Genomic DNA, 14,757 nt, shown 5'->3' with positions numbered 1-14,757 from the left:
GGGCTCACAGCTCCTTGGCCAGCCAGTGCTCCGCGTACGGCCCCCGGTTGAACGCGGGGACCGCCCCGTACCCGTGCTTGGCGTACAGCCCGCGCGCCTCGACCAGGTCGTCGCGGGTGTCGAGCCGGATCCGGCTCACCCCGTACGACCGTGCCGACTCCTCGATGCCCGCGAGCAGCAGACCGCCGCCGCCCGTGCCGCGGAAGCCGGGGCGCACGAACACCCGGGTCAGCTCCGCGGTCGCCCCGCCGACCAGCACCAGGCCCGCGCAGCTCGCCGGCTCGCCGTTGTACCGTCCCACCAGGAACTGCCCGGTGGGCGGGGCGAGACGGTCCGCGCCGTCGTCGCTCAGGCCTTCGTCGATCTCGGCCGTGGTCGCCGGGCGGCCCCAGTAGCGGCTCGCCACCTCGTCGTAGTAGTCCCGGCGCAGCAGGGCGGCGTCGGGGGTCGCGAAGTGTTCGGGGGTCACGGTCCAGGTCATCGGGTCATTCTGTCCGGGGTGTGATCGTGTGACGAACCCTTTCCGGCGCCCAGGGGGGACGGCCCGCGCTGCGTGGACGCCACGGGCCGTCACGGTCGTGCACGAAGGCCGGCCCTCCCCGGGCGTCGACGCCGCGGGCCGTCACGGTGCACGAAGGCCGGCCCGCCCAGGAGCAGGTCGGGATTCGGTCATTCTTTCTGCAAATGAGTGGTGACACTCAGGCGAAGTAGGGGTTGATTGTGTCTACCTCACAGGGCAATGCGAGGCTACATCCGCACAAACCCGGGCCGAGGGGACAAGTGCGTGAAACGGGAGGGTCGGCGCAGCGTGGCAGATGCGGAGCGCAGTGTGCGGGGGAACGTGGCGTCGGACCCGGGGGCGAGGGCAGCGGTGGCCAGGGTTGTCCTCTGGCTGCTCGTCGCCGTCCTGGCGGTGCGGCAGATGGCGGTGGTGCTGGGCAGGCCGGCCGGTGAGCGCCTCACGGACCTGGAGACCTGGACCGGTGCGACCGGGGTGCTGCACATGGCGGGCTCCCTGTACGAACCCGGCCGGTTCACCGGCACACCGTTCGCGGGGCTGGTGCTGAAACCGCTGACGGCCTCGGCCGAACAGGCCCTCGGTGTCGTGTGGACCTTCGGCACCCTGTTGCTGGTCGTGGCGCTCGGCCACGTCGCCGTACGCGCACTGCCCACACCGGTGAGCCGGCGTACGGCGTTCCTGGCGGCCCCGTTCGCGATCACCCTGCTGATGGTGTCGCTGCCCGTGCGCAACACCCTCTTCCTCGGACAGACCAGCGTCCTGCCGGTCCTGCTGGTGCTCCTCGCCTGGTTCGTGGCACGCGGCGAGCGGCTCCCGGGAGTGCTGACCGGGATCGCCGCCGCCCTCCAGCCGGTCGTACTGCTCTTCGCCGTCCTGTTCTGGCTCACCGGCAGGCGCCGCGCAGCCGTGACCGGGGGCGCGGCCTTCGCCGCCTGCACGGCGCTGGCCTGGGCGGCCATGCCGCGCGACTCATGGGCGTACTGGGTGCACCACCTGGCCGGATCGGGGCTCGGCGACCGGCCGGACAGCCTGGCCAACCAGTCGCTGCACGGCGCGCTGCTGCGGTTCGGGCTCCAGGGACCGCTGGAGATCGCGCTGTTCCTCGTCCTGGCCGCCGCGGTGGTCCTCGTCGCCCTGCGCCGCGCGGTCCGCTACGCGCGCGACGGGCAGCCGCTCCTGGCCGTCGCCGTCACCGGCTGTGCGGCCGTCGCCGTCTCGCCCACCGCCTGGCAGCACCAGTTGCTCTGGGTGCTGCTCGCCGTCGTCGGCCGGGTCGGCACCCGCGCCTCCGACCGGCTGGTCTGGCCGGCGGTCGTGGTGCTGGTCCTCACGCTGCCGGGGAAGATGCTGCTGCCGAACGTCGGGCTGATCATCCCCGTACGCGACAACATCCTGCTCGTCACGGCGCTCGGCGCGGCCTGCGTGGCGCCCTTCCTGTCCCGCACCTCACCGCACTGGCAGCGGCCGATCCCCACCGGCCACGCCCGGCCGGTGCCGTCCCGCTTCACATGGGTGCCGCTGGTGCCCTTCTGGCGGCGGGTGCTCAGCCGCCCCAACCTGCTGCTGGAACTCCTGCTCATCCGGGTCGTCTACTCCGCCTACGCGAAGGTCAGGCTGGCGGCGACCGCGGGCCGTTCCGCCGCCGAGGAGCACGGCAGGCAGATCCACTCGGCGGAACAGTGGCTGCACATCGACATCGAGCACTGGGCGAACCACACGGTCGTCGGCATCCCCTGGCTGCGCGACTTCTTCGACTACTACTACTCGACGTTCCACTTCATCGTGCCGCTCGCGATCCTCGGCGTGCTGTACGTACGCAGACCCTCGGACTACCGCTGGGCCCGCACCACCATCGGGTTCGCCACCGTTCTCGCCCTGTTCGGTTTCTGGCTCTACCCGCTGGCGCCCCCGCGCCTCATGCCGGGGCTCGGCTTCATCGACACGGTCCACGGTGTGCAGGACCTGGACAGCCCCGACTTCGGGGCGCTGACGGCGGTGACCAACCAGTACGCGGCGATGCCGTCGCTCCACTTCGGGTGGTCGCTGTGGTGCGGTGTGGTGATCCTGCTGCTCGCACCGAAGGCCTGGATGAAGGCACTCGGCCTGCTGCACCCGGTCTTCACGGTCTCCGCCATCGTCGCCACCGGCAACCACTGGGTGCTGGACGCGGTCGGCGGTGCGGCCGTGGTGGCCGCGGGCTTCGGGCTGACGTACGTCCTCGCCGGGCCCCGGCGGCTCGAGGCCGGCACGGGGGCGGGTACCGCGACGGGGGCGGGTACCGACACGGCCGAGGAGACGGGCCTCGACATCAGGGGCGCCGCCGGGCAGCCCGTCGTGTCCGCGGAACCGGCGGGCACCAAGGCGTAGGACCTGGCGCCGCGTACGGACCGAAGGGGTGCGGGGGCGGCTCTCCCGAGCCGTCCCCGCACCCCTTCGGCATGGATCGCCGCGTCCTCCAGCATCCGCCCGCGGCGGGTGTTCCGCCACCCGAACGGCCCAGCGCCGAGCCCAGCGCCGAGCCCGGCGGCGTACCGTGCGATCAGGCCCTGACCGATACTCCGGCCTGCTCGGCCGTGCCGGGCCGCTCCCCGAGCAGCTCCGTGGCCACGTGCGCCGTCTCCCGGGCGGTGAGAGCGGCGACGGCGGGCGGCACACAGAGCGCGGCGGCGAAGAGCGCGACACCGGCCCAGTTGTCCCCGTCGGGACCGGCGATCTGTGAGGCGAAGGCCACCGCGAAGCCGGCGATGGCGAAACCGGTCTGCGTGCCGATCGCCATGCCCGAGAGCCTGACGCGGGTGGGGAACATCTCGGCGTAGAAGGCGGGCCAGATGCCGTTCGCCGCGCTGTAGACGACGCCGAAGACCAGCACACCGAGGATCAGTACCAGCGGGAAGCTGCCGGTGGAGATCGCCCACAGGTACAGCGGCATCACCACGGCGCTGCCGACGGCACCCACGAGGAAGACCGGGCGGCGCCCGATGCGGTCGGAGAGCCGGGCCCAGAGCGGGATGGTGAACAGGGCGACGAGATTCGCCAGCGCGCCGACCCACAGCATGCCGGTCCGGCTCAGGCCCACGGCGTCGCTCGTCGCGTACGACAGCGCCCAGACGGTGAAGATCGTGCTGACCGTGGCGATCACGGCTGCGGCCACGACCCGCAGCACATCGGCCCAGTGGTCGCGCAGCAGCACGGCCAGCGGCATCTTCGCCACGCCCTCGGTCTCCGCCTGCCTGGTGAAGACCGGGGTCTCCTCCAGCGTGCGCCGGATGACCCAGCCGGTGACCGCGACGGCGACGCTCAGCCAGAACGGGATGCGCCAGCCCCAGGACAGGAGCTGCTCCTCGGGGAGAGCGGCGACGGGGATGAAGGCGAGGGTCGCGATCAGCTGGCCCGCCTGTGTGCCGTTGATGGTGAAGCTGGTGAAGTAGCCGCGCCGGTGCTGCGGCGAGTGCTCCAGACTCATGGAGTTGGCGCTGGCCTGCTCACCGGCCGCGGATATCCCCTGGAGGATGCGCAGCACGACGAGCAGGACGGGCGCGGCCCCGCCGATCTGGTCCCGGGTGGGCAGGCAGCCGATGAGGAACGTCGACAGGCCCATCAGCATCAGCGTGAAGACCATGATCTTCTTGCGGCCGAGCCGGTCCCCGACGTGACCGAGGAAGAGCGCGCCGACCGGGCGGGCGGCGTACGCGACGCCGAAGGTGGCGAGCGACAGCAGGGTCGCATTCGCGGGGTCGGACTCGTCGAAGAAGACCTTCGGGAAGATCAGCGCCGCCGCGCTGCCGTAGATGAAGAAGTCGTAGTACTCCAGCGCGCTGCCGATCCAGGCGGCCAGCGCGGCCTTGCGGGGCTGGGCCTGCGGTGGGGACGGGGGGCCGGCGGCGGGGTCGTGAGCGGTCACGTCGGGCTCCTTCGGGGGACGTCCGTGCGGGGGAGGGGCGAGCGGACCCGGATAATTAACGCACCAGTTAGTTAGTTGCGGATGGCTACGGATGTTGCGAGCAGTTGTCGCCCCTGTCAAGAGTCCGCACGGAAACCGATCGGCGGGCCGTGCGGAATCCGGGCCTTTCTCCCCGAAAGGCCCGAAGCCTCTCGTCCGGCCCGTGCCGGGCGCGTGCCCCGGCCCCGTTCCCCCGATCCGGCCCGGCCCGAACGGAAGGCCCTAGTGTCGCTCGGCCGTGAGGTACGCGATGATCATGTCGCCCAGCATGGTCCGGTAGTGCTCGCGCCGGCCGGTCTCCACCAGGTCGCGGCCGAAGAGGGCGCCGAAGGTGTGCCTGTTGGCGATGCGGAAGAAGCAGAACGAGCTGATCATCGCGTGCAGGTCCACGGCGTCGACGTCCGCCGTGAACAGCCCCGACGCGCGCCCCGTGTCGAGGATGCGCCGCAGCACCTCGATCGCCGGTGAGCTGATCCGGCTCAACTCGGCCGAGGCGGCGATGTGTTCCGCCTCGTGGATGTTCTCGATGCTCACCAGGCGGATGAAGTCCGGGTGTTCCTCGTGGTGGTCGAAGGTCAGCTCGGCCAGCCGGCGGACCGCGGCAACGGGGTCCAGGTGCTCGACGTCCAGGAGCTGTTCGGCCTCCCTGATCCGGGTGTACGCCCGCTCCAGCACCGCGGTGAACAGCTGTTCCTTGCCGCCGAAGTAGTAATAGATCATCCGCTTCGTGGTGGCGGTGCTGGCGGCGATCTCGTCGACCCGGGCGCCCGCGTAACCGAGGCGGGCGAACTCCCGCGTCGCGACGGTCAGGATCTCGGCCTTGGTGCGCGCCGCGTCGCGGGTGCGCACAGCGGGCTGGGCGGGTCCTTCGGTGCTGGTCATCCGGATCCTTCGCGGGAGTCGGTGCGTGCACGCGATTGTAGAGCGGCGCCTTCGGCGGCCGATTCCGTCCAGGGTCTTCCCAGTGCGCCTGTCTTTCGGTATGACTAACTAACCAGTCCGTACATTAGAGTCGAATGTGCCGGCCGGACCCTCGGCCCGCGCATCCATGGGAAGTGACCGATGCCGAACCCCCCAGTCCCGCCCCCAGGCGTCCCCGTCCTCGTCCTGAACGGACCCAACCTCGATCTGCTCGGCCTGCGCGAGCCCGCGGTCTACGGCAAGGACACCCTCGCCGACCTCGACGAGCTCTGCCGGACCACCGCGCAGGCCCACGGACTGCGCGCCGACTGCCGGCAGAGCAACCACGAGGGTGTGCTCATCGACGCCGTCCACGAGGCCCGCACCGCGCACCGGGGCATCGTGATCAACCCCGCCGGGTACAGCCACACCTCGGTCGCCCTGCGAGACGCGCTCGCCGCCGTGGACCTGCCCGTCGTGGAGGTGCACCTGTCGAACATCCACCGGCGCGAGGCCTTCCGGCACCACAGCTATGTCTCGTCCGTCGCCGAGGCCGTCATCTGTGGCGCGGGTGCCCACGGTTACGCCATGGCGCTCACCCATCTCGCCCGTCTGCTGGAGGAGAACCGTTGAGCCCGGACTCGTATCTCGTCGGCCTCATCGGCACAGGCATCGGCCCCTCCCTCACCCCCGCCCTCCACGAACGCGAGGCGGACCGGCAGGGGCTGCGCTACCTCTACCGCCTCATCGACATCGGCGCGCTCGGCATCGCGCCCGAGCACACCGGCGAACTCGTACGCTCCGCACGGAACATGGGCTACGACGGGCTCAACGTCACCCACCCCTGCAAGCAGCAGGTCCTCGCCCACCTCGACGCACTCTCGCCGCAGGCCGAAGCCCTCGGCGCGGTCAACACCGTCGTCTTCGAGGGGGACCGGGCGATCGGTCACAACACCGACACCACCGGCTTCGCCGCGTCCTTCGCCCGAGGGCTGCCCGACGCGCCACTGGACCGGGTCGTGCAACTCGGCGCGGGCGGGGCCGGGGCCGCCGTGGCCCACGCCCTCCTCGCGCTGGGCGCCGGCCGGCTCACCGTGCTCGACGCCCGGCCCGAGCGGGCGGAGGCGCTCGTGGCCTCCCTCGACCACCACTTCGGCCCCGGCCGTGCCGCCGCCGCCGACCTCCTGGACATCGCGGACCGGCTCGCCGACGCCGACGGTCTGGTCAACGCCACGCCCATCGGCATGGCCGCCCACCCGGGACTGCCGCTCCCCGCCGACCTGCTGCACCCCGCGCTGTGGGTCGCCGAGATCGTCTACCGGCCGCTGGAGACCGCGCTCGTGCGCACCGCCCGGGCCCTCGGCTGCCCCACCCTCGACGGCGCGGGCATGGCCGCCTACCAGGCGGCCGACGCCTTCCGGCTCTTCACCGGCCGCGAACCCGACACCGCGCGCATGCTCGCGGACATCGCCGATCTCACGTCCGCGCGCTGAAGCCCAGCCCCGCAGGAGGACCGACATGCGTACGTCCATCGCCACCGTCTCGCTCAGCGGAACGCTCACCGAGAAGCTCACCGCGGCAGCGCGCGCGGGTTTCGACGGCGTCGAGATCTTCGAGAACGACCTGATCGGGAGCCCGCTCACCCCGGAGGAGATCAGGGACCAGGCGGCCGACCTCGGCCTGACGATCGACCTGTACCAGCCGATGCGCGACATCGAGGCAGTCCCCGCCGACGAGTTCGCCCGCAATCTGCGGCGGGCCGCACACAAGTTCCGGCTCATGCGACGGCTCGGCGCCGACACCGTCCTGGTCTGCTCCAGCGTGTCGCCGTACGCGGTCGACGACGACGACCTCGCCGCCGGGCAGTTGCGGCAGCTCGCCGACCTCGCCGGGGAGTACGGGATCCGGGTCGCCTACGAGGCGCTCGCGTGGGGCCGCCATGTCAGCACGTACGAACACGCCTGGCGCATCGTCGAGGCCGCGGACCATCCCGCTCTCGGGGTCTGCCTGGACAGCTTCCACATCCTGGCCCGGGGGTCCGACGTGACGGGGATCGAGGCCATCCCCGGTGAGAAGATCTTCTTCCTCCAGCTCGCCGACGCCCCGCAGATGGCCCTGGACGTCCTCCAGTGGAGCCGCCACCACCGCTGCTTCCCTGGTCAGGGGGACCTCGACGTCGCCGGGCTGGTCCGGGCCGCCGTCCGCGCCGGATACGAAGGCCCCCTCTCCCTGGAGGTGTTCAACGACGTCTTCCGCCAGGCGGACGCCGGCCGGACCGCGGTGGACGCCTGCCGGTCGCTGACGCTGCTCCAGGAGTCGGCCGGGCTGGCCGCGCCCCCGGAGCCGGTCGTCCCCACGGGCTTCGCCTTCGTCGAGATCGCCACGGCCGACACGGCCAGGATCACTCCCGTGCTGACCGCGCTCGGTTTCTCGCGTACGGCCAGGCACGCCGGGAAGCCGGTGGACCTCTGGGAGCAGGGCGAGGCCCGCATCCTGGTCAACACCGACACCGGCAGCCACCGGCCGGAGCCCTCGCTGACGGCGGTGGGCCTGGAGAGCCCGGACCCCGCGAGGGCCTCCGCGCGCGCCGAGACGCTGCTCGCCCCGGTCCTGCCCAGGCGCCGGGCGCCCCAGGACGCCCCGCTGGACGCGGTGGCCGCGCCGGACGGCACCGAATTCTTCTTCTGCGCCACCGACCGCTCGGGGCGGACCGGCTGGATCGGCGACTTCGCGCCCGCGGCGCACGCCCCGGAGACCGTCGGGATCACCCGTGTCGACCATGTCGCGCTGACCCAGCCCTGGCACCACTTCGACGAGGCGACCCTCTTCCACCGCGGCGTGCTCGGTCTGCGTCCGCACGCGAGCGTCGACCTGGCCGACCCGTACGGTCTGCTGCGCAGCCGGGCCGCCAGCAACGAGGACGGCACCGTGCGCATCGCGCTCGGCGTGGGGGCCTCCCCCACCGACGACCCCGCCCGTGGGGGGCGGCCCCAGCACGTCGCGCTCCTCACCGAGGACCTCGTGGACACCGTCCGCCGGGCCCGCGCGGCGGGAGCCCGGCTGCTGCCCGTACCCGCCAACTACTACGACGACCTCGCCGCACACCACACGTTCGCCCCCGGCGAGCTGGAGACCTACCGGGAGCTCGGCATCCTCTACGACCGGGACGAGAAGGGGGAGTTCAGGCACTGCTACACGGTGACGACCGGCCGGCTCTTCTTCGAACTCGTCGAGCGCGTCGGCGGGTACGACGGATACGGGGCCCGGAACGCCGCGGTCAGGCTCGCCGCCCAGCACGCGCTGGCCGAATGACCGATCGGCCGACGCGGCGGTCAGGCCCGCCGCCCCGCACGCGCCGGCCGGCGCCGGCCGCCGGACCGCCGGGAGTCCCGGGCGGCCCGGCGGACCGATCCGCACGGGCCGGGCCCGCGCGTGCCCCGGGCGGTCCGGCGGTCAGGCCCTCACACCTTCGGGGCCTCGAAGGCCGCCCTGGCGTCGAAGGCCGCGCGGCGGGTGGCGCGGCGCAGCGCCCGCAGCAGGGTGGGGCCGATGGACAGGGTCAGGGCCACGGTCAGGGCGGCCCGGCCCAGATCCCAGCCGAGCGAGGTGGCGGCGCAGTAGGCGAGGAAGCGGACCAGGTTCTCGTGCAGCGCGTCGCCCGCCACGAAGGAGATGCCGGGAGCGAGATCCCGCAGGATCGTCCAGCCGTACAGATTCATCACCGTGCCGTAGGCGAACGCCGCCACGAAGCCGTACACGGCCAGCATCAGCAGCTCACCCCTGCCGCGCAGGCGGTCCGGGCCGGGCAGCAGGCCCGCGCCCATGGTGAACCAGCCCATCGACAGCATCTGGAACGGCATCCACGGCCCGACCCCGCCCGTCAGCAGCGCCGAGGCGAACATCGTGACCGAGCCGAGCACGAATCCGAAGCCGGGGCCCAGCACCCGGCCGCTCAGCACCATCAGGAAGAACATGGGCTCCAGGCCCGCGGTCCCCGCACCCAGCGGGCGCAACGCCGCGCCGACCGCCGCGAGGACCCCCAGCATCGCCACGGCCTTGGCGTCCAGACCGGAGTCCGCGATCGTCGCGAGGACGACGCCGACGAGCAGCACGAGCAGGACGGCGAACAGCCACGGCGCGTCCTCGGCGTGGGCGAGGCCGGAGTCCGGCCCCGCCAGCAGCGGCCAGCCGAAGCCGACCAGCCCGACCACACTGATCAGGACGAGCGCGGCCACGGCACGGGGGCCGAGCCGGACCGGACGGGCGGCACTGTCCGTCATGCGGGGGTCTCCAGGGCGGTACGCACCTGGGCGACGGTCAGCCACTGCCCCGGCGCCAGGATCTTCGCGGTCTGCGGGGCGAAGGCGGGGGAGGAGACCACGACCTGCCGGGTCGGGCCGTCGGCGACGACCTCCCCGTCCGCGAGGATCACCACCCGGTGCGCCAGTTCCGCGGCCAGCTCGACGTCGTGCGTGGCCAGGACGATGGCACGCCCCTCACCGGCCAGCCGCCGCAGTACGCCGACGAGCCGGGCCTTCGCCGCGTAGTCCAGGCCACGCGTCGGCTCGTCCAGCAGCAGGAGCGGAGGCCGGGCGGTGAGCACCAGGGCCAGCGCCAGCGCGAGCCGCTGCCCCTCGGACAGGTCACGCGGGTGGGCGTCGTCCGGCACCCCGGGCAGCAGCTCCGACACCAGCGCCCGGCAACTGCCCCCGGGCGCGCCCGCGTCGGAGTCCGCGGCCGCGCACTCGGCGGCGACCGTGTCCGCGTACAGCAGATCGCGCGGCTCCTGGGGTACGAGTCCGACGCGGCGCACCATGTCGCGGGGAGGGGTACGGGAGGGGCGGAGCCCGCCGACGAGGACGGAGCCCGTGGACGGTTCGGTCATCCCGACGAGGGTGGTCAGCAGGGTCGACTTGCCCGCGCCGTTGCGGCCCATCAGCGCCACGGTCTCGCCCGGCGCGACGGACAGCGTCACCCCGCGCAGCGCCTCGATGCGTCCGTGCCGCACCCCCAGCCCCTGGACAGAGGCGACCGGGGCGTCCGGGTCGAGGGGCGTGGGCGGACCGGCCGGGGCCGTGCGCTCCGGACGGCCCCGGCCGAGCAGGCGGTCCAGGAAGCCGGGCCGGGCGGCGGGCGGCGCGGGCAGCGGGGCTTCCCGGCCGCCCGGCCCGGGCAGCGGGGCTCCCGGGCCGCCCGCCGGGGTGCCGTGCGGCGGCTGCCCGGGCGCCGGCGGCTCCACATCCGCCAGCCGTTCCCGCAGGCCCGCCGCCCTGCGGCGGGCATCGCGCACCGACAGCGGCAGCGGGTCCCAGCCCATCAGCCGGCCCAGGGCCACCACGGGCGGCCGGACCGGCGAGAGGGCCATGACGTCGGCGGGCGCGCCCAGCACCGGCGGGGCTCCGGGCGCGGGCAGCAGGAGGACCTGGTCCGCGTACTGCACCACGCGTTCCAGCCGGTGTTCGGCCATCAGGACCGTCGTCCCCAGGTCGTGCACCAGCCGCTGGAGCACCGCGAGGACGTCCTCGGCCGCCGCGGGATCGAGCGCGGAGGTCGGTTCGTCGAGTACCAGGACCCTCGGGTGCGGGGTGAGGACCGAGCCGATCGCGACCCGCTGCCGCTGGCCTCCGGAGAGCGTGGCGATCGGACGGTCGCGCAGCTCCGCGAGACCGAGCAGGTCGAGGGTCTCCTCCACCCGGCGCCGCATGACGTCGGGTGCGAGGCCGAGCGACTCCATGCCGTAGGCGAGCTCGTCCTCGACGGTGTCCGTCACGAAGTGGGCCAGCGGGTCCTGGCCCACCGTGCCGACCAGATCGGCGAATTCACGAGGCTTGTGGGTGCGGGTGTCCCGGCCGCCGACCGTGACCCGGCCGGTGAGGACCCCGCCGGTGAAGTGCGGTACGAGACCGGACACGGCACCCAGCAGGGTCGACTTCCCGACGCCGGACGGGCCCACGACGAGTACCAACTCGCCCTCGGGCACCGTGAGGTCGACCCCGGACAGCGTGGGGCGCGCGAGGCCCTCGTAGCGCACCGAGACCTGTTCGAACCGGATCATGCGCGCTCCTTGGGTTGCGAGGGGGACGGGGGCAGCGGTGCCACGGCGGCGGGCAGCAGTCCGACCAGCACGGCCACCGCCGGCCACAGCGGCAGTACCGGAGCCGTGAGCGGTACGACTCCCGGGCTCAGGGCCTCCGGATCGGCGGTTCCCGCCCAGATCATCGCCGCCGCGACGGCCACGCCCGACGCCGCGACGAGCCAGGCCCGGACCCCCCAGCGGTCCGGCCGGTAGCGGGTACGGACCGAGCGGCGCCCGCCGAGCCTGAGCCCCGCCACCGCCGCGAGCAGCCCGGCCAGCAGCAGCGGCAGTCCGAACACGGCGCCCTGCGCGGCCAGCAGCCCGTAGGTCCCCGCGCACACGCCCAGCAACCCGCCGAGGGTGAGGAGATGGGTGGTGCGGCGCACGGCAGGCGGAACCTGCGCCGTGCGCCCGTACCCCCGTGCGTCCATGGACGCCGCCACCGCCACCGAACGCTCCAGGGCGCCTTCGAGCACCGGCAGCCCGATCTGGAGCACCGCACCGATCCCGCCGGTGGGACGGCCGCGCAGCCGGCGGGCCGTCCTCAGCCGTGCCACGTCGGCGACCATGTTCGGCGCGAACGTCATCGCCACGACCACGGCCACCCCCACCTCGTACAGGGCGCCGGGCAGCGACTTCAGCAGCCGGGCCGGGTTGGCCAGCGAGTTCGCCGCGCCGATGCAGATCAGCAGGGCGGCCAGCTTCGCGCCCTGATAGAGCGCGAACACGAGCTGCTCGGCGGTGACCCGGCCGCCGAACCGGATCCCCTGCGCCCAGTCGGGCAACGGCAGTTCGGGCAGCGCGAACAGGGTGTGCGTACCGGGGACGGACGAGCCGAGGAGGACGGAGAACACCAGCCGCACCGCCACGACGAACAGCCCCAGCCGGACGAACGCCCCGTACGAACGGGCCCACGGCGCGTCCGTACGGCGGGCCGCCACCACGTAGCCCGCCACTCCCACCAGCAGCCCGAGCAGCAGGGGGTTGGACGTACGGGAGGCCGCGGTGGCCAGACCCAGCGCCCACACCCACCAGGCCCCGGCCGGCAGCGCGTTGGCGCGGGTGGCCGCCGGGGCGCTCAGGGCATGGCGGAGCCGGGACGGGCCGGCGGAGCGGGTCATCGGCGGCGGCGGGCCCTCAGCACCGCGGCGACACCCAGGACGAGCACCGCGCCGACGCCGGTGAGCACACCGGCCGAGGGGCCACCGCCCTGTCCGTCGTCGGCGGCCCGGTCCTGGTCCTCGCTCCCGGCCTGGTCCTGCGACTGCTCCGGGGCCGCGGCGGACGAGCCGTCCGTCTGCTCGCCGCATCCCGACCGCGGATAGCCCGAGATCGCGCAGAGCATCGCGGAGTCGTCGTACCGCAGCGGTTTCGCCACCGAGGCGAGTGCCTCGGCCGTGCTCGCGTCCGGAGCCACCTGGGCGCAGGCGGTGCGCAGCGCCGGAGGCTTCTCGCCGTCCGGGGCGTCCGCGGCCGTGCCCGGGTCGACGACCAGCGCGATCCTCTTGCGGCCGTCCTTCGCCGGAGTGTCCGCGCAGACGGCCCCGAAGTCCGCTGCGCGGCGCGGCTGGGCCGAGTCCTGCGAGTCCTCGCTCACCGAGAACCGGAAACCCTGCACGGCGCCGTCGTCCGGCCTGACCACGGAGGGCCCTTGGGTGGCGTACGTCCAGCTCTTCCCGCCGTCGCCCTCCCAGAACGACCAGTAGCGGTAACCGGCCGCCTGCGCGCTCCCCGCCCCGAGCACGGCCAGGACGGCGCCGACGAGGAGCAGCAGCGCCGCCGTGCCCGACGCGCGCCTCACAGCTGCTGGTTCTTCCGGCGTCCGCTCAGCAGGAAACCGATGCCCGCGCCGAAGGCGAGACCGATGCCGATGACCCACCAGAGGCCGAGCCCGCCGTCGTCGCTGCTCGTGTCCGCCGGCTTCCCCGGGACGGAGGAGGTCGGCGAGGGCACGGCGGTGGCGGCGGGCGCGGGACCCGTCGCGTTCAGCTGCCTGACCAGGTCGGTGCCGCCGAAGTCGCGGGCGTCGGCGCCGGTCGCGTGGGCGGCGAGCACCAGCTGCGCGGTCGCGGCGGGGCCACCCTTCTTCGCCCAGCCCTGCGCGTGCTTCTCCAGGTAGGCGACCGCACCGGCCGCCTTGTCCTTGTGACCGGACGCCGCGAGGGCCACGACCGCGTCCGCCGTGTTGCCGAAGTCCGGCTGCGGGTCCGACTCCTCGGCACCCGGCATCGGCGGCAGGTCCAGGTGCCCCGAGGCGGCGAGGGTCTTCGCCAGGTAGTAGGCGCCGTTCTGCGCGGACTGCTCGGCGGTGAGGCCGGTGCCCGTGTGGCACACCGGTGCCTTCACCGCGTTGGAGTTGCCCGCGGCCATGCCCTTGCCCATCGCACCGATCACGGCGGCCGCGGTGGCGTCCGCGTTGGCGGTGAGCTTGCCGTCCTTGTCCGGCTGGTAGGCGAACGCCCCGGCGTCCGCGCCGTCCCCGCAGGGGAGCGCGAAGCTCTGCAGCGCGGTGTACGGGGTCTTCCCGTCCTTCGTGGTGACGTCGGCCAGGGGCACCCCGGCCCGGCCCAGCGCGCCGGTCACGACGGCGGTGGAGTTGGCGTCGCTCGGGCTGCCCGGGTTGTAGCCCCAGCCGCCGTCCGCGTTCTGCACCGACTTCAGCCAGCTGACCCCGTTGTCCACGACCTCGCGGTGCACGGCCAGCTCGACCATGGCCTGGACCGCGGCGGCCGTGGCGTTGGTGTCGGCCACCGTCTTCGCGTCGCAGGGCCGGGACGCGTCCCGGTAGGAGGCGAAGGCCCCGCTCGCGCACTGCTGGCCCACCAGCCAGTCCACCGCCTTCGTGGCGGGGGTGACCAGCTCGATCTTCTGCGCGAGGAAGGCCAGCGACTGCCGCCACACCCCGTCGTACGTCGGGTCCCCGGTGCCGTACAGCCCGGCCGGCAGAGCCTTCGCCGAGGGGGACGGGGACGGACTCGGCGCGGCGAACGCCGCCGGGGCGGCCGTTCCACAGAGCACGGCGGTGATCGCGAGCGCTGCCGCGCGGCGGCGTACGGACATGACGGGCTGGGCCTCTCGAATGGGGTTTCCCCGGCTCGAGCGGAGCCGAGCGCGCGGGGAAGGGTCGGCGCCGGATTCGCACCGGCTTCCCCCTGTACGGGCATGATGACGACCCGCCCACTCTACCGGGGGCCCCGCGAACCCCTCCGGGCGGAGTGCTGCCATCCCGTGGCGAAAGGGCCTTCCCAGCAGGTCAGAGCCCATGCGAGACTCCGGCGGGGGTCACACGGGCGCGTGCCCGTGGGGGAGAACGACCGGGTG

Annotated in this window: 12 protein-coding genes; 4 read left to right on the top strand and 8 right to left on the bottom strand. The window is 73.6% G+C overall.

Translation table 11 applies throughout. The features are described 5' to 3' along the window. Positions 1–4: 4 nt before the first annotated feature. Entirely contained in the window at positions 5–481 is a 477-nt protein-coding gene (locus ACFYQ6_RS02725; protein WP_361570823.1) for a GNAT family N-acetyltransferase, read from the bottom strand. A 327-nt stretch (positions 482–808) separates the two neighbouring features. On the opposite strand from ACFYQ6_RS02725, the gene ACFYQ6_RS02720 reads away from it, so the two are divergent. Continuing rightward, positions 809–2,887 carry a bifunctional glycosyltransferase 87/phosphatase PAP2 family protein gene (locus ACFYQ6_RS02720; protein ID WP_388759998.1) on the top strand — a complete coding sequence of 693 codons (2,079 nt, stop codon included), beginning with the start codon at positions 809–811 and terminating at the stop codon, positions 2,885–2,887. A gap of 172 nt (positions 2,888–3,059) precedes the next feature. Here the strand turns inward: ACFYQ6_RS02720 and ACFYQ6_RS02715 are convergent, their stop codons facing one another. Then, on the bottom strand, positions 3,060–4,421 hold the full coding sequence (locus tag ACFYQ6_RS02715) for an MFS transporter (protein WP_388759995.1): 1,362 nt from the start codon (positions 4,419–4,421) through the stop codon (positions 3,060–3,062). A 261-nt stretch (positions 4,422–4,682) separates the two neighbouring features. Beyond that, complete coding sequence (locus ACFYQ6_RS02710) at positions 4,683–5,342, bottom strand: TetR family transcriptional regulator (RefSeq protein WP_361570814.1); 660 nt, start codon at positions 5,340–5,342, stop codon at positions 4,683–4,685. Between the two features lie 180 nt (positions 5,343–5,522). Between ACFYQ6_RS02710 and aroQ the strand changes: the two genes are divergently transcribed. The 3 genes from aroQ to ACFYQ6_RS02695 are packed head-to-tail and all read left to right on the top strand — an operon-like array spanning position 5,523 to position 8,672. Beyond that, the gene (gene aroQ / locus ACFYQ6_RS02705) at positions 5,523–5,993 is read left to right on the top strand and encodes a type II 3-dehydroquinate dehydratase (RefSeq protein ID WP_361570811.1); all 471 of its coding nucleotides are present in this window, start codon (positions 5,523–5,525) and stop codon (positions 5,991–5,993) included. After that, a complete protein-coding gene (locus tag ACFYQ6_RS02700) occupies positions 5,990–6,853 on the top strand; it encodes a shikimate dehydrogenase (RefSeq protein WP_361570808.1) in 864 nt (287 codons plus the stop codon). The genes aroQ and ACFYQ6_RS02700 overlap by 4 nt, the downstream gene beginning before the upstream one ends. Positions 6,854–6,878: 25 nt before the next feature. Next, complete coding sequence (locus ACFYQ6_RS02695) at positions 6,879–8,672, top strand: bifunctional sugar phosphate isomerase/epimerase/4-hydroxyphenylpyruvate dioxygenase family protein (RefSeq protein WP_388759991.1); 1,794 nt, start codon at positions 6,879–6,881, stop codon at positions 8,670–8,672. 149 nt (positions 8,673–8,821) lie between these two features. On the opposite strand, the gene ACFYQ6_RS02690 is transcribed toward ACFYQ6_RS02695, so the two are convergent. Genes ACFYQ6_RS02690 through ACFYQ6_RS02670 form a run of 5 tightly spaced genes read right to left on the bottom strand, consistent with a single transcriptional unit; the run spans position 8,822 to position 14,496 of the window. After that, positions 8,822–9,640: an ECF transporter S component gene (locus tag ACFYQ6_RS02690; RefSeq protein WP_361570803.1), complete on the bottom strand. Its 819-nt coding sequence runs from the start codon at positions 9,638–9,640 to the stop codon at positions 8,822–8,824. Further along, positions 9,637–11,415, bottom strand: coding sequence for an ABC transporter ATP-binding protein (locus tag ACFYQ6_RS02685; protein WP_388759988.1), 1,779 nt, complete (start codon positions 11,413–11,415; stop codon positions 9,637–9,639). Before ACFYQ6_RS02685 ends, ACFYQ6_RS02690 begins: the two co-directional genes overlap by 4 nt. Beyond that, entirely contained in the window at positions 11,412–12,557 is a 1,146-nt protein-coding gene (locus ACFYQ6_RS02680; RefSeq protein ID WP_388759985.1) for an energy-coupling factor transporter transmembrane protein EcfT, read from the bottom strand. The genes ACFYQ6_RS02685 and ACFYQ6_RS02680 overlap by 4 nt, the downstream gene beginning before the upstream one ends. Further along, positions 12,554–13,237, bottom strand: a complete 684-nt coding sequence (locus ACFYQ6_RS02675) for an SCO2322 family protein (RefSeq protein WP_388759982.1) — start codon at positions 13,235–13,237, stop codon at positions 12,554–12,556. Before ACFYQ6_RS02675 ends, ACFYQ6_RS02680 begins: the two co-directional genes overlap by 4 nt. After that, the gene (locus ACFYQ6_RS02670; protein WP_361570795.1) at positions 13,234–14,496 is read right to left on the bottom strand and encodes a prenyltransferase/squalene oxidase repeat-containing protein; all 1,263 of its coding nucleotides are present in this window, start codon (positions 14,494–14,496) and stop codon (positions 13,234–13,236) included. Before ACFYQ6_RS02670 ends, ACFYQ6_RS02675 begins: the two co-directional genes overlap by 4 nt. Positions 14,497–14,757 lie beyond the last annotated feature (261 nt).

This window comes from Streptomyces sp. NPDC005494 (assembly GCF_042872025.1).
GTDB lineage: Bacteria > Actinomycetota > Actinomycetes > Streptomycetales > Streptomycetaceae > Streptomyces.
Note: the sequence above shows the minus strand (reverse complement) of the source record. Positions and strands in the feature narration are given on the sequence as shown.